A 25,760-nucleotide genomic window follows, 5' to 3' on the forward strand; every position below is an offset into this window, starting at 1 on the left:
AATACTCAGGGAGAGTATATATGCGTAACAATGTTTATGTTTCGATTGTCTTACCCGTTTATAACGAGAGCGACAGAATTAATTCTGTGCTTGTCTCGTTACTTCATCAAAGAACGCGTAATAACATGCTGACACATGATAACTGGGAGCTGATCGTGGTGGATAATAATTCCACCGACGATTCAGTAGCGCAAATAGAGGATTTTCATCGGCTCAATCCGGCAATGGATATTCATATCATCAAGGAAACCACGCAGGGTGTCTCCTCCGCGCGAAAATGCGGAATGGACTACGCCTCGCTGCGTTCAAAAGCGCGTGATAAACGCCTTGGCATAAACCGTAAGCACTATATCGTTTCGGCCGATGCGGACTGTACCGTGGACAGCTGGTGGCTGCACACGCTAATTGAAAAAATGGTCGAGGAAGCAGGGGATTTAGGCACCTGTAATTACTACTACAACGAAAACGACTTCCGGCTGCGCCCAAACCTGTTTGCGGAGATCCAGAAAACGCTGCGCTGCCGCGATGTCTCCTTCTCGCTGTTTGGCGGCTTCCCGGATGGCAAAGGTTTTGCCGTTGAACGTACGATGTACGACAAAGTCGGCGGCATTGAGATTTTTTACCAGCTCAATAACGGCCGGTTTGTCGAGCACCTTTCCGATGACTGGGATTTCGGTATTCGCGTGATCGCCGCGGGCGGAAAACCTGTCTACGCACGCGATTCCCATGTTGAAATCAACAGCCGCCGCGTGGACACCATTCTGCAGGAAGTGATAACCGGTGTCGCTTATGGACAGGATGGCATCATCATCATGAAAGATGTCCGTCCGGAAGGGGGACAGCAAACCTCGCTGAGCGACACGACACCAGAACAGTCATTACAGGCCTGGCACTACTCCATAAAAGATTACGTGCCGAAAAACATTGTGCTGCCGGTGCTTCTCAACCCGCACCTGCTGTTAGACAGCGACGCCGTGCGTGACTTCTTCGGTCCGGTGGTAGCCGATCGCCTGTTCCGGCGCATCGAGGCCATCAAACACGAAACACGCATTATCGATTTCACGCCCATCCACGCCTATAAAACGCCCGCTTACCGGCTCTATTTCGAATTTCGCGACGAGATTTTCAGCGCCATGCGCCGTGCGATGGGCGAAGACATTGGTTTCCCACCGCCGCTGCCAGCCTGTTTTGACGAGGTTGAGGAGCGCGATTTCCAGCGTTTCGTCTGGTATTTCTGTGAGGATCGCGAGTCCGGCATGGCGCATAACTACTTTGCCAACGGGGGAGTCTTCTGATGAATAACGCACTTCTGGATTCATTGAACGATCTCGACCCGCACTACCCGGTGCCGCGCGTGTACGACTTTCTGGCGGCGCCGGAAAATCACACCTTGCTGGAGTACGTCTACCGGGATCCTTTTGGTTGCCACGTGTTTCCGGGCGACATCAAAGACTACCCGCAGGACGCCTTTTTCCGCGAGATGGAACACGACATTAAACAGGCAGCGCAGATCCATCTCTGGGCGTCGATTCCCACCTGCCGCTACCGCTGCCATTTCTGCCAGTTCCCGACCATTATCATTAATCCGCAGAGCGCCCCCTCGCGGGCCGTTTTTCACCGGGTGGTGGATCAGAATATTCAGGAAGCAACGTTGTGGCTGCAAAAGGTGCCCGCGCTTGCCCATGCGGAAGTGGGCGAATTTAACGTTTTCGGCGGCACGCCGTCGTTGCTACCGGAAGCGGAACTTCGGCGTCTGATTGAGTTTTACCGCAACAATTTTAACTTTTCTGCCGCCACGCTGCGCTTTGAAGGGGAACCGGCAACGCTGACAAAAGCCTATCTGCAGCTGCTCAAAACGCTGGGGTTCAGCAAAATCAGTTTTGGCGTCCAGTCATTCAATAACCAGCTTATCGAGGCCTGTGGACGTAAACATAGCGCGGAAACCTGCGAACAGACGATTGCGAACGCGCGCGAAGTCGGTTTCGACTGGATAAGTGTGGATCTGATCTACGGCCTGCCAGGGCAAAGCGTCGATGACGTGAAATATGATATGGAGAAGTGCCGCGAACTGGCGCTTTCCCATGTCGTCTGCACAAAGCTGCATATGGCGGAATTGATGAAGCAGCGCACCGGGGTATCGGGGCAGCGCCAGAGTTTATGGCAGAAAAAAGGGACGACCAGCCGCTTTCCGGGGCTCGGTAAGCAGTACCAGATGCGTGAGCTGATCGAGCGCTACTTCGCCGATGAGTACACTGAGCATCCCACCATGTATTTCCATCAGCGCACCCAGCCTGCGGAGAAGTGGAAAGGGCTGATTACTGACCTTAATAAACAGTATCCGGAAGTGGCGATTGGTCTTGGCGGCAGTTCGAAATGCACGCAGTCGGAGGCGATCAACATTACGGATTACAAACACTACTCCCAGGCGCTGGAAGAAGGGCGCTTACCCATTGAATCGCAACAGGGTTTTTCACCGCTTCAGCGCGAAGTTAATGCCTTCAAAATGGCCCTCTCCACTCTGCGCCCGGTCAACGATAGCGAATTCCGCCAGCGCTTCGACAGTCGCAGTTTTTTCCACAACCCGGTGATTCATCGCGCGTTAGAAACGTTAACGCAAAAAGCGCTCATCACCGTGACTGGCGATAACGTCACGCTTACGCCAAATGGCGTCACGCTGGTGGAAGCGATCATTAATACCCAATTCACATTCGCCGACAGTCAGGAGGTCGCGCATGAAACACACTGACGCATCAACACCGGTTTTTAGCCTTTATTACATCGCCATTGACACCGAAGCCGGGGTCACCAATGAACAGTTTGAGCAGTTTGTTCGTGAGAAAGGGTGCCAGATCCCCTGTTATCCCGGCTGGCGCTGGACGTTGCTGCGCGGCCTGCGGGGAGAGCGCGCCGGGCAATTTCTGATGCTGTATGAAATCGAAAACGCCGGCTTGCGCGATCGTTACCAGCGCGCGGATGGCAATCTCACCGAACTGGCGCGTCAGTTCTGGCGCGATCGCCCGCACGCTCAGCAATTGCTGCGGGAGTGGCAACAACTGGGGACATTCAGCGCGCTACCGACGATCTACACCGATTATCGGCTGCTGGCAGAAAACAAAAAAAGCACCGTGATGGATGGCCCCCGTTATCGCGAGCGACCGGGAGAGGAACCGGAAGCCAGGGTGATTGGCATCCATAACCTGGCGCTGCGCCCGGATGTCGAAGCCGCGACCTTCGAGACCTTTATCGCCGAAAATTACCAGCGTATTGAAGATTACCCGGACTGGAAATTCCGCATGCTGAAAGGCGAGCGCGGCAACCGGCTGGATCAATATGTGGTGATGATGGAGATCGCAAGTCTTGCGGCGCTGGATGTTTTCTATCCTGAACCGGATATCGCCACCGATCAGGCAGCCATTTTCGCCAGCGCACACCGGGACACCAAACAGATGTACGAGGAGTGGAAACAGCTCGCGTCATTCTCGGGATCGCCGCAAATCTACACCGATTATCTGGCCGTGGCCGAAAGCCAGGGACAAGGAGTGTAGCCAATGACAACGCCTCACCCAGCCACAAATACCGGCGCACAGCATGCGACACGGGGGATATTTTTTATCGCCGGTCTGGCGGTCTCCGCGTGGGCACCGCTGATCCCGCTGGTGAAAGCCACGCTGCACGTTGATGACGGCGCGCTGGGTTTGCTGCTGTTTTGCATTGCCGCAGGGTCGATGCTGGCAATGCCGTTCAGCGGCAGCTTAATCAGCCGGTTTGGCTGTCGGGCCGTGATCCTCTGCTGCGCCCTGGTGTTGTGTCTCGATCTGCCCGTAATGTTGTTTATCGATTCTCCCGTCGTGATGGGCGGGGTTCTGCTCTTTTTCGGCGCGGCAAATGGCCTGCTCGATGTGTCGATGAACAGCCAGGCGGTGGTGGTTGAGCGTGAATCCGGCCAGGCAAGAATGGCCGGTTTCCATAGCTTTTATAGCCTGGGTTGCATCGCGGGTGCCGGAAGCGTCAGCCTGTTGTTGTGGGCAGGTGTGGCGCCGCGACACGCCATTTTACTGATTGCGCTGCTGATTCTGGCGATCGCGCTGGCTTCATCCGGCCATTTATTAGCCAGGCGCCCGCAACAAACCGACGCGAAAGGAAGCCTGCTGCGAACGCTGGCGCATCCGCATGTGCTTTTCATCGCTATCGTCTGTTTTTTTATCTTTCTGATCGAAGGCGCGATGCTGGACTGGTCAGCCGTTTTCCTGCACAGCGAACGTCAGATGCCCGCGCAGCAGGCGGGCCTGGGCTTTACGCTCTACTCCATTGCCGTAGCGCTGGGGCGGGTATATGGCGATCGCTTAATCAACACGTATGGCAACGTGCGCGTGCTGCTCTTCGGCGGAGTGTGTGCCGCGGCGGGGTTGCTGGTGATGGTTTCACTGCATAGCGCCATGCTCTCTCTTGCCGGGTTCGTGCTGGTTGGCGCGGGGCTGGCGAACATTGTGCCGGTGCTTTTCTCCGGCGCGGGGAATCAGCCCAGTGTGCCGTCGCACTTCGCGCTGCCCGCCGTCACGTTATTCGGCTATGCGGGATTGCTGAGCGGCCCGGCGCTGATTGGCGCCATGGCTCAACACTTCAGCCTGAGCGCGGTGTTCAGCGCCGGCATTGTGCTTCTGCTGCTGGTTAGCCTGCAGGCGCGCAACATTATCCATTAACCACGGGCACGCCCGTGTTGTGAAAATTGAAAAATTGAAAAAAGAAAGGAGTCTTTATGAATTACCCATCTCATGCAGTTTTTAGCGTGCATTACATTGGCCTCAACCTGAAAAAAGGGGTAACGGCGGGCGATTTTGAGCAATTCGCCCGCGAGCGCGGTGTGCAGATCCCGGCGTATCCGGGCTGGCGCTGGACGTTGCTTAAAGGTTTACGCGGTGAGCGAGAAAACGAGTATCTGATGCTGTACGAAGCGCCGGATGCGCAGCAGTACGCCCGCTATGTGACAGCCAGTGGCGAGCAGACCGCCGAAGCGCAGCAATTCTGGCAGCAACACCCGCAGGCGCTGGCGCTGATTGCTGAGTGGAAAACCTTCGCGACGTTTGCCGAGCTGCCGACCATTTTCACCACTTATTCCCTGGTGGCGGAAAATACGCATAGCTCGTTGCCGGATGGGCCGAATTACCAGGCCAAAGCCGGGCAAGAAACGGTGGCGCGTGTCGTCGGTTTCCACAACCTCGCCCTGCGCGCGGGCGTGCTGCCGCAGACGTTCGAAAAATTCATTACTGACAATATCCACCGCGTCGAAGATTACCCCGGCTGGAAATTCCACATGCTGAAAGGTCAGGGCGGTAATCGTCTCGATCAGTACGCGGTGATGCTGGAAATCGAGAGTCTGGCGTCGCTGAACGCCTTTCATCCGGGGCTGGATGTGTCCACGGAAAAATCACTGGCCTTTGTCGCCGCACATCAGGATACGGAACGGATGTATGACGAGTGGCGCACGCTCGCATCGTTTTCCGGTGCGCCACAGCTCTATACGGACTATCTGGCGATAGCCGGAAACGCCGGTTAACCTCACTTACTCCTGTCGGGCGGTGGCGGCCATCAGATGGCTGAGATCACCGCCCAGACGGGTGTTTTGCAGCGGGCGCAGGGACGCTATACGCTGGCGCAGCGGATCATTACACCTATACAGCTGGCACCAGCCTTCAAGCCAGGCCAGATTGGTCGGGTGCTGTAAAAACGACACATCCTGCGCCGCGTCTGTCTTTTGCGCAAACGGCTGCGCATCGGTTATCCCGCCAATCACCACTTCCCCCAGACGCCGCAGCGCGTCGTGATTTTCCGCTTCTGGATCGACACCGTTTGCACGGGCAAACAGCGCAATCATCACCAGCGGCTGGATAGCGTAATTGTGGTAAGAGAACGCCCGCTGACGACGGCGCAGTTCGTTGGGTAAAAAACCTTGCGGATCAATTTGCTGCATCGCCGTACGGTAAATATCCAGCGCGTCGGTAAAGAGATCGCGCTGCTGCGTGACGACCGCGGTTGCCATAATGGCCCAGGCCGCCCAGTAGCTGTGGTTATTGACTTTATTCAGCGGTAAATCATGCCATTCGTTAACGGTTAAATCACCAAGTGTGCTGAGCCAGCGCTCAATATTTGCCTGCTGAGCCGGATAAGCGCGCAGCGGATGCTGAGGCGAATATTGCAACTGCAGCCAGGCAGAAGAGAAGGTGGCCAGCGCCCATTTACGCATTGATCTGCCGGTATGGTTCTTCGCATCGCCAGTTAACGCCCCCGCGCTGGCCCAGTCTGCCAGGGCGTTGACCACACAGGCGACATTCGACGGGTTCCCGTTTTGCGCCCAGGCGGTTACCTGGCGGCTGACAAAGCGCTCCATATCGGTAATCGGTCTGGTTTGCTGGCGGAAAGCGGCGTCGGCTTCAGGGTTGAGCGTGGCACGCGCGCTGTCGGAGCCTGCATATTTACTTTGAAAATCCAGCACGCCAGTGAAAGGCGCGGGGGCTGTGGGGCAGTTAACCGCTTTTGCTGGGTGGTGTTCCGGCGGTTGCATAAACCCGGCGGGAGGAGAAAGACGATCGGCGCCATGGGCGGCTGCCGAAAAGATGAAGATCAGCACTGCTCTTAGAAACACCATGCTATGTCCTGTTTTTCCACGACCGGGAGCAGCACTATAGCATGGTGTCCTGGACTATCAGCTACCGCCGAAAACATGCACCGCGCGATGCAGGCGGGCGGCGCGTTCAGAGAGATCTTCCGCCGCGCTGGTGACATGCTCCACCATGCCGGTGTTGTTATGCGTCATGGCGCCAATACGTGAAACGGACTGGTTAATCAGCTCCAGCGCCTGTGTCTGTTCGTGGGTGGCGATGCCGATCTCTTTAATCATCGCCGACATATTGATCACGCTTTCGATCATCGCTGTCAGGTGGGTTTCGGTGTTTTCGACCATCTCAACACCGCTTTTCACGTTAGCCACGTTGTGTTCGATAAGCGTCTGAATTTCACGCGCGGCAGAGGCGGAGTGTTGCGCCAGATTACGCACTTCCGCTGCAACCACGGCAAAACCGCGGCCGGATTCACCGGCACGCGCCGCTTCCACCGCCGCATTCAGCGCCAGAATATTGGTCTGGAAAGCGATACTGTCGATGACGCCAATGATGTCGACGATTTTATTATTGTCCGCGGAAACCGACTGCATCATGGCAATGGTCTTTTTCATCACATCGCCGCTTTCCATCGCGCTGGCGCTGGTCTCATCCGCGCGCGCCATCGCTTCTGTTGCGGTTTCCGCCGTTTGCCTTACCGCGCTGGCGATCTCTTCAACTGCCGCCGCAGTCTGGTGCAGATCGCCGGAGGTCTCTTCCGTACGTTGCCGCAGAGAATCGCCTTCGCTGGAGATGCGCCCGCTGATCACGCGAATGCCTTTTATTTGCGCGGAAACATCGCCCACCAGCGAATTAAGGTTCAACCCGGACTGGTTTACCAGGCGCATCAGCAAACCGATTTCATCCACGCGGTTAAAATGGCGGTAGTCGGCTTTTCGCCCGGAGACCACTTTTTGCATTTGTGACAAAACTATTTTGAGCGGGCGTGATATTTGGCTCTGCAAAAAAGCGGAAAGTAATCCCAATGCAATAACCGTTACACCGGCTTTTTCAGCCGCATTAAATGGCAGGAATTGCAATACCACTAACAGGGCAGCGGTAATAATGGCGCCCAGGTTAATCCGTTTTGAAACACTAATCCGCTGAAAAATTGAAAGGAAAGAAAATAACCCACGGCGAACCACTAAACCTTTATAAAAACGGAAACCGCGAAGTTTGTTTTCATTCACTTGATCATAAAGCGCGGCGCTGGCGTCAATTTCATCGCGTTGTGGAATATTCCGCACCGAGATATAACCGGTCAACTCACCTTGCTGATAAACCGGCGTCACGTTAGCGCGCACCCAGTAATGATCGCCGTTCTGGCGGCGGTTTTTCACCATCCCGGTCCAGCTATCACCTTGCTGGATGGTAAACCACATATCACCAAAAGCGGCGGCGGGCATATCCGGGTGGCGAATAATATTGTGCGCTTCGCCCATCAACTGGTCTTCGGTAAATCCGCTGGCGTCAATAAATGCCGTATTGGCATAAGTAATATGGCTGTGCGTATTTGTGGTCGACAACAGCGTCGCCCCATCGTTAAGCAAATACTCTTTCTGTGTAACAGGAGTGTTACGCTTCATGAAAAACCCCGTAATGTACCGCGATCAATAAATTGCTGACGCGGTAATAGGCTTTTTTATAATTTACCGGCCAGTGAGTTTTTGTTATTACCAGTGCATTCTCCACAAAGTTATCGGCAACGGAAAGTAGCTGCGTTAAATATTTTTTTAGTCATACTTACGACTCAATTTATAAATATTGTTATGATTTTGCGAAAGAAAAATGACGACAAAAAAACAAACCAGCCATAAGTACATTCTTAAGTCAAATTAATAGCCAGTGATGCAGCAAAGGCGAATAAATAGACGATCAAAAATAGAAACATTAACATCGCAGGCTAACATTTTTACTTTTAGATAAAGTCCCAGGTATAAGAAAACCACAATACAAGTAATTTATTTATGGTTATTAACGATGCAGCAGCAGAATATTGACTGCGACGGCAGTGCGGCGGAAAACCGCCGCACTGCAATTAATGGCTGAGGATCTGATCGAGGAACTGACGGGTACGCGGATGCGCAGGCTGAGTGAAAAACGTTTCCGGCGGCGCGGATTCAACAATGCGGCCGTCGGCCATCAAAATCACGTTATCCGCCACGGTACGGGCAAAGCCCATTTCATGCGTGACCACAATCATCGTCATGCCGCTGTCCGCCAGATCCAGCATCACATCCAGCACTTCTTTGATCATTTCCGGGTCCAGCGCCGAGGTTGGCTCGTCAAACAGCATAATCTCCGGTTGCATACAGAGCGCGCGGGCAATCGCCACGCGCTGTTGCTGGCCGCCGGAGAGCTGCAACGGGAACTTATGCGCCTGGTTGGCGATCTGCACTTTTTCCAGATAGTGCATCGCCAGCTCCGTTGCCTGCGGGCGGCTCATCTTGCGCACCAGCGTGGGGCCGATAATCAGGTTATCCAGCACGCTTAAATGCGGAAACAGATTAAACTGCTGAAACAGCATCCCGATGCTCAAACGAATGCGGCTGATGTTGCGCACGTTGTCATTCATTTCGATACCGTTCACCAGAATCTGGCCTTTCTGGTGCTCTTCCAGCCGGTTAATACAGCGGATAAGCGTCGATTTACCGGAACCGGATGGCCCGCAAATCACCACGCGCTCGCCTTTTTTTACGCTGAGCGAAACATCATCCAGCACCTGAAATTTCCCGTACCATTTGCTGACGGAGGTCATTTGAATGATCGCATCGTGCGGGGGTGTTGTGGTTTGCATCAGGAAACTCCTTCAGGGTTGCGGCGTTCATCGATGCGTCCTTCGATCCACATCGCGTAACGGGAAAGCGAAAAGCCAAACAGTAAATACAGGCCGGCAATAAACACATAGGTTTCAATGTAATAACGACGCCATACCGGATCCTGCATCACTGCGGTGGTGGCGGTCAGAACATCGAACAGGCCGATAATGATCACGAATGACGAGTTCTTCATCGCCGCAATAATATGGTTGGTCACCGCCGGCAGGCAGATGCGCAGCGCCTGCGGCAGCACAATTTTGGTGGTGGTGTGCCAGTAACCCAGATTCAGCACCGCGGCCGCTTCATACTGACCGCGCGGTACCGCCTGCAAACCACCACGGATCACTTCAGCCTGATAGCAGGCAAAGAACAGGGCAATACCAATAATCACCCGCAGCAGCTTGTTCACTTCCATCCCGGCAGGTAAAAACAGCGGAAAAACGTTCACGGCGACAAATAAGATCGTGATCAACGGTACGCCGCGTAACCCTTCAATAAACACCACCGACAAACCGCGCAAAAACGGTAGCGGAGAGCGGCGGCCCAGCGCCAGCGCCACCGACACCGGCATGCCAATAATCACCGTCCCGGAAAAAAGCAGCAGCGTCAGCGGCAGACCGCCCCAGTCCGCAGAAGAGACCGGCGGTAGCCCGAACAGACCGCCACTCATCAGCACTGACATCACAACCAGCGAGACTATCCACAGCGGCCACAACAGGCGCGAGTGCCAGCACATCGGCGACAGCGAAAGCCCGACGGTGACAAACCACACCAGCACCGCCAGGGCGGCACGCCACTGCTCATCATACGGATAGAGCCCGAAGAGGATCGGGCGATACTTCTCGCCGATCACCGCCCAACAGGCACCAGCCGCCGCCCGGCACTGCTCGGCCGTCCCGTTAAAACCGACCGCGTCTATCACGCCCCAGCGCAGGATCGTTGCCCCCACCAGCGCCAGCACGGTTAATAACAGCAGCGTCAATACGCTTTGTGCAACGCTGCTAAATAAATGCTGTCGTAGCCAGAAAACCACAGGATTTTGCATAACGGTTCCTTAGCGCTCTTTAATGGCGACGTAGCGGTTAAACAGGTTCATCAACAGCGAGGTGGTGCCGCTAATGACCAGATACACCACCATCATAATGGCTATAGCCTCCAGCGCCTGGCCGGTCTGACTCATCATGGTGTTGCTGATATTCGCCAGTTCCGGGTAGCCAATCACCACGGCTATCGAACTGTTTTTCGCGAGGCTCACATATTTACTCGCCAGCGGCGGCACCATCACCCGCATCGCCTGCGGAATGACGACATAGCGCATGACATGCCACGATGAAAACGACAGCGCGCGCGCCGCTTCCAGTTGCCCCTTGGGCACGGACTGAATCCCCGCGCGAACAATTTCGGCGATATAGGCAGACGAGTAGAGCGAGATGCCCAGCAGCAACGCGGTAAATTCCGGGCTGATGGTAAACCCACCGCGAAAGTTAAACCCGCGCAGCTCCGGCGTATTCAGCGCATGGGGCGCACCGGACAACCACCACACCAGCAGCGGCAGGCCGATAATCAGCGCGAGGCGAATAGGTCCAGTGGGCAGCACTTTGCTGCGCCGCTCGCGCCAGTAACGCGCAAGCAGTGAAACCAGCAGGCTTAACACACAGCCAGCCAGCAGCGCCAGCAATGTCCACTGCCAGCCGCTGTGCGACGCCGGAACGCTGAACGTTAAGCCCCGGTTGGTAAGAAAACCGCCCGGCAGTTCTATCGCCTGGCGCGGCGCGGGCAGGTTGCGGATCACCATCGACCAGAAGATCACATGCAGGATCACCGGGACATTACGCAGCAGCTCCACGTAAGTGACGCACACTTTCATCAATAGCCAGTTTCTGGAAACCCGGCCAATACCAACCAAAAATCCGAGCAGTGTCGCCAGCACAATGCCGCACAGCGTCACATAGAGGGTATTAAGAAATCCAACCACCAGCGCGCGGGTGTAGTTGTCATTCGCGGAGTAGGGAATTAACGTTTCCCCGATGGCGAAGTGCGCAGGCTGGTGCAGAAAACCGAAACCGGTCGAAATGCGTTGCGCATGCAGGTTTTCCACCACGTTGCTGTAGAGCCAGTAGCTAAATCCTGCAAGCAGCGCCGCCAGCAGCAACTGGTAGCAGGCGCTGCGCACGGACTGACTGCCAAAAAAGGTGAAAAGGCGAAACGCGGTGGCCTCGCGCGTCGCATCCGACGCCAGAACACCGGAGTTGTCAGACTGTTTCATCATTAAAATTACGACTGTGGCAGGAGTGGAGAAGGGCCGCCCTGCAAGACGGAGGCGGCCCGGCGATTAACGGATCGGCAGGCCGTAAAGCAGGCCACCTTTGTTCCACTGATTATTCAAATCGCGATCCAGCGGTTCAGCGCTTTTCGGGCCAAAGTGGCGGTTGTAAATATCGCCATAGTTGCCCACCTGTTTAACGATGTTGTATACCCATTTGTCATCCAGACCCAGTTTCTGACCGAAGCCGCCTGTGACACCAAGCAGGCCCTGAACATCCGGATCGCTGGATTTCAGTTTTTCATCGACATTGCTCTGGTTAACATCCATCTCTTCGGCATCGAAAGTGGCGTAAACCACCCATTTCACAATGTCATACCACTGGTTATCGCCTTTGCGCACCGCCATCGCCAGCGGCTCTTTGGAGTACATCCCCGGCAGGATCACATGATCCTGCGGTTTGTCGGTATCAAACGCCAGGATACCGGGCAGCGCCACTTTATCGCGGGCGATCACATCACAGCGACCCGCGAGGTAGGCGGCGACATACTCTTTGTTGTTTTCAATAACCACTGGCGTGTAGTGAATGTTGCGCGAGCCGAAAATCTGCGCGACGTTACGTTCGGTACTGCTTGGCGTGACACAAACGGTTGCGCCGTCGAGATCTTCCAGTTTTTTCACGCCGCTGTTGGCGCGCACCATAAAACCGGTGCCGGTGTAGAAGTTAGGCGGCGCAAAACTGATGCCGAGCGACACATCGTTAGTGAGCGTCGCGGTGGTATTACGTGACAGCACGTCCACTTCGCCAGACTGCAGCGCCATAAAGCGTTGTGCGGTTGAGAGCGGGGTAAAACGCACTTTCGACGCGTCGCCCAGCACCGCCGTTGCCAGCGCACGGCAGAAATCAACATCAAGACCTTCCCACTGGCCTTTGCTGTTAATCGCGGCAAAACCGTGACGGGCAGGGTGAACGCCGCACACCAGTTCACCGCGCGCTTTGATTTTTTTCACGGTATCGCCATTAACAGCTGGCGCGTTTTCCGCCTGGGCAGGCGCCAGGAAACTGCCGAGCGCCAGCAGCAAGGCTGAGGCGGCAAGGTGAGATTTTTTGAGCATGACCGGTCCTTTTTAAAGTTGCTATCCGATTAATTAACTGTATTTATTACTGATTTCACTAACATTTCCGTTTGTATACGTATGTTCCTCATCCATGACCTCCTTAGCAAAGAACGAATTCAGTAAAGCATATCCAGAAAACCGACGATGGAATTATTGCAGCCATCCCCGCACACCTTGCCACAGCAACTGCGCGCTGAGCAGGATCATGGTAATGCGAAACAGTATGCGGAACAGCCGCTCCGGTACGTTATCCAGTACGCGCGTTCCGAGCCACGTACCCAGCGCACCGCTGATAATCATTGCCGCCAGCACCGGTAACCAGCTGGCCCAGGCAAAACCCATCAGCCCGAACGCGAGGATCTTTAACCCGTGTTGCAACACCATGCAGGTCGCATGTGTGGCAATCAGCGGCTGGCGTTTTAGCCCTTGTGAACTGATAAGCCCGGCGACCATCGGCCCGGTTGCGCCAACAATCATCGTCCCAAGACTACTCACTGCGCCGCCAATAATAAACAACGGCCGACTCAGCGGTTTCTGTTCTCCGCGTTTACGCAGCACCGACCAGAGAATAAACAACCCCAGTGCGATACGGGCGATGCTGTCCGGGATCACCGCCGCAACCGGTGCGCCAACGGCAATGCCCACCGCGCTACCCAGTAAAAACCACAGCACCAGCGGCCACACCACATGGACTCGCTGAATCAGCGTCCGGCTAAAGTTGGAGCCAAGCTGCACCATGCCGTGTACCGGCATCAGGCTGCTCACCGGCATCCCCAGCCCCATGATCGCCAGCAACGCCGTGCCGCCGCCGAGCCCCATGGCGGCCGTCAGCGCCGAGGTCAGGAAACTGCAAAACACCATCACCCCGGCAAATAGCGGGGAAATCTCCGGCGGTATCAACGTCAGTGTCATACTCACATCCGTTTAACGAAAATCATCCTGCAGCAGGCGATGATACAGCGCCTGAGCCTCTGCCGCTGGCAGAATTCGGCTGGCGCAATCAAGAAATTTCTGTTCGATCAAGTTATCCGGCAGCGGAATTGCCGGGCTGGAACCCCGCGCCCCGGCGACCCGCAAGGCAAACTGCCGTCCGTCGACGGTGGTCAGCGTGACGAAGGCGCTGTGTGTAATCTCTTCGTCATGGCGCTCCAGCGTCACTTTCTGCATTAACGTCTGTGTCGCCGGATCCTGAAAACGCGCGTCGTCGATAAAATCATCCAGCGTCAGGGTGCCGGTGACAAACGCACGCGCCACGCAATAATGCAGGCTGAATTTACCCGCCAGCGGGTTTTCCGGCTGCGGAATATTGATATGCGGGAAGCGGATCGGGTGAACTTTCACCTCAATATGCTCAATCTCATGCGGCTGCAACCCGGTTTCCTCACGCAGCGCCAGCACGCCATCCAGCGGCGATAAAATAGCGTAACAGCATGGGAAATATTTGTAATTGTTACTCTTCACGGTATCGAGAATAAACGGCGTTGCATCCCAGTTTTCCGTTAACGGGAGTGGGTCGACATTCGCCTGGCCGTTATAGACGTGGAAATATCCCTGATGATGCTCGAAGGCATTCGCGCCTGCGCTGAAATCCTCTTTTGCCAGTTTGCAGGCCATTACCGCGCTCCGCGCCGCCTGGCCGACCGCCAGGGCTTTGGTTTCCGTGCCGAAGTTCGATTTAATGCCGCTGGCGAGTGAAGCGGTCATCGCTAGCGCCGTGGCGGTTTGCTCTTCATTAAGATCGAGTGCCACCGCGCAGGCCGCCACACCGGCGAAAACGCCGACCGTGGTAGTCGGATGCCAGCCATGGCGGTACTGAAACGGGCTCACGGCTTTACCCATGCGCACTGCGGTTTCATAGCCGGTAATATACGCGCGCAGCACCGCTTCGCCATTGATATCCAGCTCATCCGCCAGCGCCAACAGCGCAGGCAAAACGGCGACAGAAATATGGCCGTGCAGCCAGGAGTTGGAATCATCAAAATCAAGCAGGTGCGAAGAGACGCCATTTAACAGGGCGGCATCGAGCGCGTTCAGCTTCAGGTCGGTGCCAAATACGCGGCTGTTGCCGGTCGCGGCTGAAGGGACAATCACTGCACGCAATTTGCGCGAGCCATCCTGCACACCGCCGGCAAGCGTCACGCCTAACGTATCAATTATCGCGGTACGCGCCTGGGCGTACGCGGCCTGCGGGAAAGCCTGCCGGGAGAACGCCAGTAAATTACCGGCAAGTTGTCGGGCAATAGTCATGAACAGATTTCCTGTACAAAAAAAGAATTAGTGGTCGCCGGCAAGTAATCCGGTGATGCGCGCCAGTGATCCGGGGCGCTCAAAGTGCAGGGCGGTGTCATATAATTGTGCGCTTCGCGCCGCGCCGAGGACAGGAACGGTGAGGGCGTCAAATTTGGCGCGCAACTCATCGTCGCTCAGTGGATTTTGCGCGTGACCGCGATAGACATCCGTATGCGCATGCAACACGCTGCCATCATCCAGCCAGACATCAATAAAGGCGGAACTGGCGGACTGTCCATCAACCGCTTCCACTTCCAGCAGCGGCAACAGCGCACGCGGGCGCGGATCGTCAACCGTCGCCTGGGTGAAATCGGTATCTGTCAGAGCGTAGCCGCTTAATGCAAGAGTGATACAGTGAGGAATGCTGAATTTACTCTCCAGCGGCGTACGCGGATCCATAATTCCGGCGTTAACCATGCCCATCGGGTGCACTTTTGCCGAAATTCGGGTGATAGCACGCCCCTGCAATTGTGGATAAAGTTTACGTGCGGTCTCAATGGAAGCATGCGTACCACGGCAGCTGGCATACAGCTTGTAACCGTTGGTGAGCAGTTCCCAGCTCTCGCCGAAATCAAGCGGGGGAATTTCCGCGCTGCCGTCCTGGATAAAGATTTTTACCCAGCCGTCAGCTTCATAAAAATGGTGGGCACCGACAAAATTTTCCGCTGCCAGTTCAGCCGCCAGAATACCGTCCATTGCCGCTTTCCCGGCGTGGAACGGTTTTCCGTGGGTGCCGGAAGATTTCTGCAAACCGCCCATCATGGTTGCCGCCGCGCCTAACGCGTTGCGCACCTGTTCTTCGGAAAGCTGCAAAATCGCTGCGGCAACGGCTGCCGCGCCGGCGCGACCGACAACAGAAGTAGGGTGAAAACCACGGCGTTGCAGGTTGCGGCCAACGCCCGGAACCCAGCCGCCGCCCAGTTTCGCCATCACTTCAAAACCGGTGATGAAGGCCAGCAGGATCTGCTCCTCGTCAACCGGATGCGCCTGCGCCATCGCCAGCGCCGTTGACCAGCACGGGCCGCCGGGGTGGCCTGCGCCCGCTGGGTGGGTGTCGTCGTAATCGGCGGCGTGCGCCATGGTGGCGTTAACTAATGCGGCAAGTGCCGGAGTGGTGGTAGTAGAAAGGAAAATTCGCGCATCACCGGCGGCATTCCATTTTTTCGCCACCTGGCGAACAGCGTTAACGGCATCGTCATTAACGGCGCCAATCGCCACGCCAAGAAAATCAATTAATGCGCGTTTTGCTTCGTGCCGAACGGCAGCTGGCACAACGAGTTGATTAGCATGGCTGATAAAATGGCTTAGCTGTTCTCCACGGGTTAATGCAGTTTCTGCTTTCGTTGTCATGGTAAAACACAGTTTCCCTGGTGTTGACTTGCAAATACGGTGTTGGCTTACAAAATAAAAAGCAAATATTCGTTTTGTGTATATTTGAATTCATTTGTATACAATGAATTTAAAATAAACATAGCAGCGATTTCGTAAACGTCAAAAGATGTTTTTTAAATAAGCAAAGAATAAAAAATGCAAAAGCCTCCCCGTTCCTGTGGCAAGATGAACGACGGCAGGGTGCAGACTTTGCAAAGCCATCATCAGTACATACGAAAGGAGCTAAAACGTGAAATCGACGGGTCGCGACGCGGGCTTAACGCCGTTTGAAATTCTTATTTCCGCTATCGAAGCAGGAGAGTTGCTGCCGGGAGAGCGTCTACAGGAGACGCGGCTGGCAGAGCAGTTTGGCCTGAGCCGAACGCCGATACGTGAAGCGCTTCATCGCCTGGAAACGCTCGGGCTTGCCGAACCGGGACCGCAACGCGGCCTTATCATCGCCCACATCAGTTACGAGCGTCTGCGTCAGTTGTTCGATGTGCGCGAAGGGCTGGAGCGGCTGGCGATGGCACTGGCAGTCAATGCCGCTTCTGACGCGGAGATCGCCTTGCTACAGGAGATGGTTCACGCTGAAGCCTCTCTGACCGACAGCAAAGCCCTTCACGATCACAACCGCATGTTCCACCGTCAAATCTACCGCGCAACACATAATCCCTATCTCAATGAAATGCTGGACAATTTACGCATCCATTTGTCGTTATTGCGCAGCACCACCTACGAACTGAAAGAGCGTACCGAAGAGTCGAAACGCGAACACCAGTCCATTGTTGACGCGCTGGCGCGACGTGACAGTGCCGCGGCGCAGGAAATCGCCTGTGAGCATATTCGCCACGGCTATCGCGCACGTTTGACAATTTTAAGCCAACGAGAACGCTAACAGATTGCCCCTTATTTGACGGACGGAAATCCTCAACCGCTGATAGACTCCGGAATGGCGTATTTTTAATCGGGCTTTCTGTGGGCATTCTGAGGGTAGCATTTCGTGTTAGCGACTTTGATTTACCGTAGCCGACTGAATCGAACATTAGATCCCTCACAACTGGCAGGCATTGTCGAGCGAGCAAGCCTGCGCAACGCGCAATTGCATGTAACGGGAATTTTACTGTTCGACGGCGATCATTTTTTACAGGTCCTTGAGGGACCGCAGGCATCGGTCAACGCGGTGTATGAGCGGATCGGCAAAGATCCCCGCCACGGTAACGTGGTTGAACTGCTGCGCGATTTCGCGCCGCGCCGTCGCTTTGTTGACAGAGGAATGGTGTTGTTCGATTTGCGGGTGATGAAACCCCACGTCGTGCTACGCGCGATCCTCCGCTTTGGCACGCTGAAATATAAGCTGGCCAGCAATGATCGGGTCTACAAATTTATCCGCACGTTTATCGCCTCGCCGAACACCAACGGCGGGGTGCGTAACACGTCGCCCGAACAGTGGCGTTTCGCCATCAAAACATCGCCTTTCGCCAGCGATACCCCGTTATTTCACGAACAACCGTGCCAGTTTGCCTTCCAGCCCATTATCGAACCGTTGCGCGGCAATATTTCGTCGCTGGAAGCCCTGATCCGTGGACCCGACGGCGGCAGCCCGCAGGACTATTTCTCAACGATTGCGCCAAACAAGCTGCACGAAGCCGACCTCGCATCGAAAGGCTGGGCGCTGGCAATGGCGCGTCGCCTCGGCATTGGTAACCACAAAGTCGCCATCAATTTGCTGCCGATGTCGCTGGTCAAAATTCCCGGCGCGGTGGACATTCTGCTGAATCACATCACCCGTAACCAGCTTAATCCCGGGCAGATCATCGTCGAAGTGACAGAAGATGAAGTGATTTCCGGTTATGAAGAATTTACCTGGGCCATCCGCCAGCTGCGCGCCGCCGGTATTGGTCTGGCGATTGACGATTTTGGTTCCGGTTTTGCCGGGTTGTCATTGCTGGCGAAATTCCAGCCAGACAAGCTGAAAATCGACCGCACCATCGTCACCGATATTCATCTGCATGGCCCGAAACAGGCGATTGTGAAAGCGATTATCGATTGCTGCGCCGAACTGCAAATTACCGTCGTCGCCGAAGGGGTGGAGAAGGTGGAAGAGTGGTGCTGGCTGGAAGCCGTTGGCATTCAGCGTTTCCAGGGGTTTCTGTTTGCCCGCCCGATGCTTAATGGTGTTTCGGCAATTAACTGGCCCCAGCGCATCCTTCACAAAATCTAATCTTTTCCGGCAAGCCTCACTGCTAAGGAGGATCCACACGGTATTCTCCTTTTTTATGCCAACGCCGCGCGTATTACGCCGGAAATAGCGCAAACCACTGCGTTATTTGGCTTATAAATCATCGTTCTTCTATGCTTAACTGAATAATAGTGGATGTGGTTGCGGGGGAATGATGAAACTCAAAAGACGTGTCGCGCGGGCGCTGGCGCTCCATTCCTCCCTCGGGCGCAGTATCACTTTTTTTATGGTTGGTCTGTTACTGGCTGGCAGCGCGACCAGCGCATGGACGTTATCCCGGGCATGGGAACGTGTCGTCGAAGACAGCGAACGGGATGCGATTAACCTTTCCGTTTCACAGGCGCGCCAGGCGGAAGATACCTTTTTGCAAACGGAGCTGGTGCTGCGCGACATTCGCCGCAACCTGCCAACAGACAGCATTGAAGGCATTGATGTCAACCAGTTCGGCGTTTATCTCGCAGAGCTGGCAGAGCGGTTACCGCAGTTGCATGGGCTGATGGTTTACGACACCCAGGGCAATATGAAAGCCACCTCGTTTGGCAAAATTCCGGTGATGTCGAACAACAGTGACCGCGAATATTTTGTCTACCATCGCCGTAACGGCCACGGCAGTATTCACATCGGCCATGTTATTCGCAGTCGTTCGACCGGCGATCTGGTGATCCCGGTGTCGCTGCGCATCAGCGACAGTTCCGGCGGTTTTGCCGGTGTTTTGCTGGCAACGGTAAAAGTCGACTATTTCCGCCATTTCTATGGCTATTTTGAGTTGCAAAGCCGCGACATGCTGGCGCTGGTAAATACCGACGGCACCGCCGTGTATGTGCGCCCCTATGGCGATGAAATCATCAACCGCAATCTCTCTGCCAGCCCGTTATTTACCCGCGAACTGGCGAAAAAGGACCGGGGGAATGGCACCTGGGTTTCCGCACTGGATCATATTGAGCGCATTTATGGGTTTGCCCGCCTGGAGCGCTATCCGCTGGTGGTGGCAGCGGGTTATGACAAACCCGCGCTGTGGCATAGCTGGTTAAAGGACAGCCTGCCGGATCTGGTGCTTAATGCCATGCTGCTGCTGGGTACGCTGCTGATGGGGGCGATTATCTTCCGCCAGGTCAGGCTTAATGTGCGCAACCAGACGGAACTTGCCGTCCTGCGCGATGAACTCACCAGCATCAATCACACCTTGCAGCTGATGGCGCTGGCCGATGGGTTGACCGGGCTTGCCAACCGTCGCCAGTTCGATCTGTTTCTGGCAAAAAGCCTGAAAGCCTCTGCGGTGACGCAAAAACCCGTCTCGCTTATCATGCTCGATATCGACTATTTCAAGCGTTATAACGATTTTTACGGTCACGTTGCCGGCGATAACTGCCTGCGAATGGTCGGCGAAATTATTGCCAAACTGAAAGTGCGCAGTCACGATCTGATTGCCCGTTACGGCGGCGAAGAGTTTGCCATTATCCTGCCCGATACCGGCCCAGAAGGCGCGCTGTTTGTCGCGCGTCAGGCTGTCGCAATGGTGCGCAGCGCCAAAATTCCGCACACCAAAACCAGCGGTCAGGAAAATGTGGTCACTATCAGCGCAGGCTGTTACAGCCTGATCGCCGATGCGAATTTTGACGATGCCATCCGGCTAAAAGAGGGCGCTGATAAAGCGCTTTACCAGGCCAAAATAGAAGGGCGCGATCGCGCAGTTGCCGCAACTGAAGCGCTGTTACGGCAAACGGATTGAATTTCAGACCAGCGCTTTCGTTAGATAGTGGCGCTGCATACCGGTGTGCGGATAATCCGGCAGCGACATTTGCAATTCATAACCGAGTTTTTGATAGAAAGGCAGTGCCTGGAAACTGAAGGTATCCACCAGCGCATGGTGGCAACCCAGCGCGACCGCTTCCTGCGCGGCGCGCTGCATCAGTTCTTTGCCAAGCCCGCTGCCACGCCGATCCTCATGCACCCATAAATAGTGGATATTCAGCCAGCCACCTTGCTGGTGGGCAATCAAACCGCCCTGCATGACGCCATTATCATCGCGAAAATAGACGCCCAGATGCGCCCATTCGCTGAGATTAACAAACTGCTGATTGTAGCGGCGCAAACCGGTAAAAAGCTCCTGCTGATCCTGCTCGGTCACTTCATGTTTAACTATCAGCGCCATTTCTCTTTTCTCCTCTTTGTATTTATCAGAATGATAACAGGTTGGTCAGCGGCGAGCGTCGTCTACCCTTAAAGACTGTTACCAATTCGCAAGGAGAAAGTACAGTGAGCATGAAAACCAGTGATTTCTTTGTTCAGCGTCTGAAAGAATGGGGCGTGACTCGCATTTACGGTTATCCAGGCGATGGCATCAACGGTGTGCTGGGCGCCATCCAGCGCGCTAATAAAGCGGGCGACGGGATTGAATTTATCCAGGTTCGCCATGAAGAGATGGCCGCGTTTATGGCGGTCGGTCACGCGAAGTTTACCGGTGAACTGGGGGTATGCTTATCGACGGGCGGCCCGGGGGCCACGCATCTGCTCACCGGCTTGTATGACGCCAAAATGGATCACGCGCCGGTGCTGGCCATCACCGGGCAGGCAGAAACCACCGCGCGCGGTGCCAGTTACCAGCAGGAGATGAACCTGGATCGCGTTTTCGCCGATGTCGCCAACTTCGTGCAGGAAGCGGCATCGCCCGCGCAAGTCCGGCATCTGGTCGATCGCGGCGTTCGTGTAGCCATGGCGCAAAACGGCGTTGGCGTGGTGATCATCCCCAAAGATGTACAGGACGAAGCCTGGCAACCGCCCCGGCACGCGCACGGATTTACCCATTCAGGTTCGGGTTACCAGCGACCACGCGTCATCCCACACGATGCCGACCTGCAACGGGCGGCAGAGGTACTGAACGCCGGGAAAAAGGTGGCGATACTGATTGGCGCGGGCGCGCGTAACGCGGCGGTGGAAGTGGTGCAGGCGGCAAATTTACTGGGCGCAGGCGTGGCAAAAGCCCTGCTCGGCAAGGATGTGCTGCCTGATGATGCGCCGTTCGTCACCGGCTCCATTGGCCTGCTGGGCACGGAACCATCGTGGAAACTGATGCAGGAGTGCGACACGTTATTGATGATCGGGAGCGGTTTTCCGTGGACGGAATTTCTGCCGCCGGAGGGCAACGCGCGCGCGGTACAGATCGATATTGACCCGGCAATGCTTGGCCTGCGCTACCCCTGCGAAGTCAATTTGCACGGGGATGCAGCCGAAACCCTGCGCGCATTGCTTCCGTTGCTGACGCACAAAAACGACCGTAGCTGGCAGGAGGAGATTGCCCGTCAGGTTCGCGACTGGTGGCAACTGATGGAGCAGCGCGCCATGGCGCCGGCAAAACCGGTCAACCCGCAACGCGTGGTCTGGGAGATGTCTCCGCTACTGCCGGAGAATGCGATTGTCACCTCTGACTCCGGTTCCTGCGCGAACTGGTTCGCCCGCGACTACCGCGTTAAGCAGGGGCAGCGCGCCTCGCTTTCCGGCGGGCTGGCCTGTATGGGTGCCGCGGTGCCGTACGCCATTGCCGCGAAATTTGCCGCGCCGGAAAAACCCGTGGTGGCGCTGGTGGGCGATGGCGCCATGCAAATGAATAATATGGCCGAACTGATCACCATTCAGAAATACTGGCAACAGTGGCAGGATCCCCGCTTAATCATCTGCGTATTCAATAACCAGGATCTCAACCAGGTCACCTGGGAGCAGCGGGTAATGGAGGGCGATCCCCGCTTTGAAGCAACGCAGCAACTACCGGATGTGCATTATGCGGAATTTGCCCGCACGCTGGGGCTGGAGGGTATTTTTGTCGATACGCCCGAGGCCTTATCCGCCGCCTGGCAACAGGCGTTGCAGGCGGATCGCCCGGTGGTGCTGGAGGTGAAGACCGATCCGGAAGTTGCGCCATTACCGCCGCACATCACCTTCAAACAGGCGAAAGCGTTTATGGCGTCAATGGTGAAAGGGGATCGCGGTGCAGTTCAGGTGCTGAGCGATACCGCCAGCCAGTTGTTCCATAAGAAGTGATAAAAAAGCCCGGTGCGCATGGCGTACCGGGCGAGTGCAATATCAGGGGTAATTACAGTTTGTTGAGGAACGCCAGCAGATCGGCGTTCAACTGATCCTGATGCGTGACCGCAAAGCCGTGCGGGCCATTTTCATAGACTTTCAGTTCCGCGCCTTTAATCAGTTCAGCCGATAATTTACCGGTCGCTTCAAACGGCACGATCTGGTCGTTACTGCCGTGAATAACCAGCGTCGGCACATCCACTTTCGCCACATCCGGGCGGAAATCTGTTTCCGCAAACGCGGTAACGCAGTCAAGCGTGCCTTTCAGCGACGCCAGCAGGGCGATATTCAGCGTTTGCGTCAGCACGCCGTCAGAGACTTTCTGCCCGGCGTTCAGGCCATAAAACGGCGTGGCGAAATCACTGATAAACTGCGCGCGATCTTTCAGCAGACCGGCCTGAATCCCGTCGAATACGCTTTTATCAACGCCCTGCGGGTGATCGTCGGTTTTGCCAAAAATCGGCGTCACCGCGCCAAGCAGTACCAGACCGGCGACGCGCGCGCTACCGTAGCGGCCGATATAACGGGTGACGTCACCGCCGCCCATCGAGAAGCCAACCAGCGTCACATCGTGCAGATCCAGCGCGGTAATCAGATCGTTAATATCGGAAGCAAAAGTATCGTAGTTGTAGCCATTCCACGGCTGATCGGAGCGACCAAAACCGCGACGGTCGAACGCAATCACACGGTAGCCGCGTTCAGCAAGAAAATTCAGCTGGCTGTCCCACATATCGCCATCTAACGGCCAGCCATGGCTGAAGAGAACCGGCTTACCCGCACCCCAGTCTTTGTAATAGATCTGAGTACCATCCTGCGTTTTGATTGTGCTCATGTGTTTACCTCATTGTTGTGTTGTGGTTTTAACTGCATAACGCTTATCGTTGCGCGGGCGCGACCAGATGCCGGACCACCGGCGGCTCGTCGCCCTGATGAAAGGCCAGCACGCGCTCTCTGATCAGTTTGTCATTGACCGTGTGACGTTCATGCTGGCGCAAATGCTCGATCCACGATCCCATCACCCAGGTTTCAACAAACAGGCCAGCATGGTGGGCATCTTCATACACCGCCCAGCCCATCGCGCCGGTACGCCTGCGCACGCGGCGCATCTCCTGCATCGCACAGACAAAATCATGCGCATCTTGCGGGGAGACCCGATATTCGCAACTGACCATCACCGGCCCGCGCTCATGCGGAATGTCGGTTTCGGTCGCGAAGCCCGCCGGATCAATCATGTCGAGATCCAGCGCGGCGTCTTTTTCCAGCCGCCAGCGTAAAACTGTAGCAGTTCCCAGCACCATCCCCAGCGTGGCGGCACAAAGTGCCCACGTCACGCCGAACTCCGACGCCAGCTTGCCCCAGATGGCGCTGCCGACCGTCATTGAGCCGAAGAACACGGTCAGATAGACCGCCAGCGCGCGCGCTTTTACCCAGCGGGCCGCGCTGCGCTGTGCGCCGACGTTCAGCGTCGAGAGCACGGCAATCCACGCGAAGCCGGTAAAAAACTCAAAGGCATTGAGCAGCCAGACATGGCGAATAAACGCCAGCGCCACCATGGTGACGGCAAACAGCAAACTGGCGGCCACCATCATTTGGTCGGCATTCAGCCGCTTGCGCAGTTTTGGCAGCAGCATCGCGCCACAAATCGCGCCGAACCCGATACAGGCCAGCATGATGCCGTAACCGCCAGGGCCGAGACCCAGCTCGCGTCGCGCCACCAGCGGCAGCATTGCCCATCCGGCGCTACCAAACAGGAAAAACGCCACCGTACGCGCCAGCACATTGCGCAGCACCGGCGCGGCGTGAACATAGCGCAGCCCACCGCGAATGGCGGTAAAGAAGTGTTCCGGCGGCAGACGCTGAATGGTCACCTGTGGCTGCCAGCGATAGAGCACAAACGCCACGCCCAGTACCGACAGGGCGTTCAGGAAGAACACCATCCACGGACCGGCGAAAGAGAGCAGCAGCCCGCCCAGCGCCGGACCAATCGCGCGGCTGATATTGATGCCCAGCGAATTAAGGGCAATCGCCGGACTCAGTTCGCGTTTTTCAACCAGATCCGGCACCACCGCCTGGAAAGCCGGTGAGCTAAGCGCCGCGCCGGTACTGAGTAAAAACGTCGCCGCCAGCAGCACTTCCGGCGTGACATTGCCGGTAAACGACAACAGCGCCAGACCGGCTGCCGCGCAGAACGTCCAGGCTTGTGAAAAGAGCAGGATTTTGCGCCGTTCAACGATATCCGCCAGTACCCCCGCAGGCAGTACAAACAGGAACATCGGCAGGCTGCTGGCCGCCTGCACCAGCGCGACCGCCAGCGGATCGGCGCTCAGCGAGAGCATTGTCCAGTTCACCCCGATGTCGCTCATCCATGAGCCGACATTCGATACCACTGTCGCTATCCATAGCATGCGAAAAACGCGCTGGCGCAGCGGCTGCCAGGCTGAAGCGGCTGGGACAGCGTTGATATCAGGTGACACTGTCACCGCTGCGTGCAGTTCGTTTTGTTGCGTCATGCCAGTGCTCCTTTCGCCGCCACGCGCAGCCGCCAGCTTCCCGGCCCGGTTAACAGCAAGGTGGTGAAGATAATCAGCAACAACCAGCCGAATTGCCCCTCGGCCAGCGACCAGTCTGCATGCACGACCAGCATCGCGACCAGCAGCACCACGATGATCGGGATACAGGCCAGCCGAGTGGCGACACCGGCGATGATCAGCAGCGGGCAAACCACTTCGGCGAAAATCGCCGGCAGCAGACTCATCCACGGGCTGAGACCAAACGGATCTTCGATATGCGCCAGTTCGTTACTGAAATGCAGCACCTTCGGCAGGCCATGCACATACAGCAACAGCAGGCTGCCGGTCAGGCGCAGGAAGAACAGCCCCGCATCAACGCGGGGCGAAACAGCTGAGAAAGAGGATGTTTTCATGATG

At 55.9% G+C, this 25,760-nt stretch carries 22 protein-coding genes; 9 read left to right on the top strand and 13 right to left on the bottom strand.

Translation table 11 applies throughout. The features are described from left to right. Positions 1–20 precede the first annotated feature (20 nt). The 5 genes from DFO56_RS05195 to DFO56_RS05215 are packed head-to-tail and all read left to right on the top strand — an operon-like array spanning position 21 to position 5,554. Entirely contained in the window at positions 21–1,295 is a 1,275-nt protein-coding gene (locus DFO56_RS05195; RefSeq protein ID WP_045508385.1) for a glycosyltransferase family 2 protein, read from the top strand. Further along, positions 1,295–2,746: a radical SAM protein gene (locus DFO56_RS05200; RefSeq protein WP_045508387.1), complete on the top strand. Its 1,452-nt coding sequence runs from the start codon at positions 1,295–1,297 to the stop codon at positions 2,744–2,746. Before DFO56_RS05195 ends, DFO56_RS05200 begins: the two co-directional genes overlap by 1 nt. Further along, positions 2,733–3,545 (top strand): hypothetical protein, encoded by an 813-nt coding sequence (locus tag DFO56_RS05205; RefSeq protein ID WP_045508390.1) that lies wholly within the window; start codon positions 2,733–2,735, stop codon positions 3,543–3,545. The genes DFO56_RS05200 and DFO56_RS05205 overlap by 14 nt, the downstream gene beginning before the upstream one ends. A 3-nt stretch (positions 3,546–3,548) precedes the next feature. Then, positions 3,549–4,700: an MFS transporter gene (locus DFO56_RS05210; RefSeq protein ID WP_045508393.1), complete on the top strand. Its 1,152-nt coding sequence runs from the start codon at positions 3,549–3,551 to the stop codon at positions 4,698–4,700. 56 nt (positions 4,701–4,756) lie between these two features. Then, positions 4,757–5,554 (top strand): hypothetical protein, encoded by a 798-nt coding sequence (locus DFO56_RS05215; protein WP_016496062.1) that lies wholly within the window; start codon positions 4,757–4,759, stop codon positions 5,552–5,554. A 6-nt stretch (positions 5,555–5,560) separates the two neighbouring features. Here DFO56_RS05215 and DFO56_RS05220 read toward each other — a convergent pair whose 3' ends face one another. The 9 genes from DFO56_RS05220 to DFO56_RS05260 form a co-directional block, all read right to left on the bottom strand. Then, on the bottom strand, positions 5,561–6,643 hold the full coding sequence (locus DFO56_RS05220; protein ID WP_045508396.1) for a mannuronate-specific alginate lyase: 1,083 nt from the start codon (positions 6,641–6,643) through the stop codon (positions 5,561–5,563). A gap of 57 nt (positions 6,644–6,700) precedes the next feature. Then, complete coding sequence (locus DFO56_RS05225; RefSeq protein ID WP_016496064.1) at positions 6,701–8,239, bottom strand: PAS domain-containing methyl-accepting chemotaxis protein; 1,539 nt, start codon at positions 8,237–8,239, stop codon at positions 6,701–6,703. A 452-nt stretch (positions 8,240–8,691) separates the two neighbouring features. Then, positions 8,692–9,450 (bottom strand): amino acid ABC transporter ATP-binding protein, encoded by a 759-nt coding sequence (locus DFO56_RS05230; protein ID WP_016496065.1) that lies wholly within the window; start codon positions 9,448–9,450, stop codon positions 8,692–8,694. Beyond that, the gene (locus DFO56_RS05235) at positions 9,450–10,517 is read right to left on the bottom strand and encodes an amino acid ABC transporter permease (RefSeq protein ID WP_045508399.1); all 1,068 of its coding nucleotides are present in this window, start codon (positions 10,515–10,517) and stop codon (positions 9,450–9,452) included. The genes DFO56_RS05230 and DFO56_RS05235 overlap by 1 nt, the downstream gene beginning before the upstream one ends. A 9-nt stretch (positions 10,518–10,526) precedes the next feature. Further along, positions 10,527–11,741 (bottom strand): amino acid ABC transporter permease, encoded by a 1,215-nt coding sequence (locus tag DFO56_RS05240; protein ID WP_045508402.1) that lies wholly within the window; start codon positions 11,739–11,741, stop codon positions 10,527–10,529. Positions 11,742–11,804: 63 nt separating this feature from the next. Then, positions 11,805–12,851, bottom strand: coding sequence for an amino acid ABC transporter substrate-binding protein (locus DFO56_RS05245; protein WP_045508405.1), 1,047 nt, complete (start codon positions 12,849–12,851; stop codon positions 11,805–11,807). 153 nt (positions 12,852–13,004) lie between these two features. Further along, positions 13,005–13,766 carry a sulfite exporter TauE/SafE family protein gene (locus DFO56_RS05250; protein ID WP_017456805.1) on the bottom strand — a complete coding sequence of 254 codons (762 nt, stop codon included), beginning with the start codon at positions 13,764–13,766 and terminating at the stop codon, positions 13,005–13,007. Positions 13,767–13,778: 12 nt separating this feature from the next. After that, a complete protein-coding gene (locus DFO56_RS05255) occupies positions 13,779–15,101 on the bottom strand; it encodes an MmgE/PrpD family protein (RefSeq protein WP_045508408.1) in 1,323 nt (440 codons plus the stop codon). Between the two features lie 27 nt (positions 15,102–15,128). Next, positions 15,129–16,493: an MmgE/PrpD family protein gene (locus DFO56_RS05260; RefSeq protein ID WP_045508410.1), complete on the bottom strand. Its 1,365-nt coding sequence runs from the start codon at positions 16,491–16,493 to the stop codon at positions 15,129–15,131. Positions 16,494–16,764: 271 nt separating this feature from the next. Between DFO56_RS05260 and DFO56_RS05265 the strand changes: the two genes are divergently transcribed. The 3 genes from DFO56_RS05265 to DFO56_RS05275 all read left to right on the top strand — a co-directional run bounded on the left by DFO56_RS05265 (position 16,765) and on the right by DFO56_RS05275 (position 20,485). Next, entirely contained in the window at positions 16,765–17,412 is a 648-nt protein-coding gene (locus DFO56_RS05265) for a GntR family transcriptional regulator (protein ID WP_045508412.1), read from the top strand. 105 nt (positions 17,413–17,517) lie between these two features. Then, the gene (locus tag DFO56_RS05270; RefSeq protein WP_044489356.1) at positions 17,518–18,738 is read left to right on the top strand and encodes a diguanylate phosphodiesterase; all 1,221 of its coding nucleotides are present in this window, start codon (positions 17,518–17,520) and stop codon (positions 18,736–18,738) included. 172 nt (positions 18,739–18,910) lie between these two features. Beyond that, positions 18,911–20,485 (top strand): sensor domain-containing diguanylate cyclase, encoded by a 1,575-nt coding sequence (locus DFO56_RS05275; protein WP_045508414.1) that lies wholly within the window; start codon positions 18,911–18,913, stop codon positions 20,483–20,485. 3 nt (positions 20,486–20,488) lie between these two features. Here DFO56_RS05275 and DFO56_RS05280 read toward each other — a convergent pair whose 3' ends face one another. Next, positions 20,489–20,908 (bottom strand): N-acetyltransferase, encoded by a 420-nt coding sequence (locus DFO56_RS05280; protein ID WP_016496075.1) that lies wholly within the window; start codon positions 20,906–20,908, stop codon positions 20,489–20,491. Positions 20,909–21,012: 104 nt separating this feature from the next. Between DFO56_RS05280 and DFO56_RS05285 the strand changes: the two genes are divergently transcribed. Further along, entirely contained in the window at positions 21,013–22,791 is a 1,779-nt protein-coding gene (locus DFO56_RS05285; RefSeq protein ID WP_174240578.1) for a thiamine pyrophosphate-requiring protein, read from the top strand. A gap of 52 nt (positions 22,792–22,843) precedes the next feature. On the opposite strand, the gene DFO56_RS05290 is transcribed toward DFO56_RS05285, so the two are convergent. The 3 genes from DFO56_RS05290 to DFO56_RS05300 are packed head-to-tail and all read right to left on the bottom strand — an operon-like array spanning position 22,844 to position 25,756. After that, entirely contained in the window at positions 22,844–23,665 is an 822-nt protein-coding gene (locus DFO56_RS05290) for an alpha/beta fold hydrolase (RefSeq protein ID WP_016496077.1), read from the bottom strand. Positions 23,666–23,708: 43 nt separating this feature from the next. Next, positions 23,709–25,343 carry an MFS transporter gene (locus DFO56_RS05295; RefSeq protein WP_045508417.1) on the bottom strand — a complete coding sequence of 545 codons (1,635 nt, stop codon included), beginning with the start codon at positions 25,341–25,343 and terminating at the stop codon, positions 23,709–23,711. Beyond that, on the bottom strand, positions 25,340–25,756 hold the full coding sequence (locus DFO56_RS05300) for a DoxX family protein (RefSeq protein ID WP_045508418.1): 417 nt from the start codon (positions 25,754–25,756) through the stop codon (positions 25,340–25,342). The genes DFO56_RS05295 and DFO56_RS05300 overlap by 4 nt, the downstream gene beginning before the upstream one ends. Positions 25,757–25,760 lie beyond the last annotated feature (4 nt).

Source organism: Kosakonia sp. AG348 (assembly GCF_003337365.1).
GTDB lineage: Bacteria > Pseudomonadota > Gammaproteobacteria > Enterobacterales > Enterobacteriaceae > Kosakonia.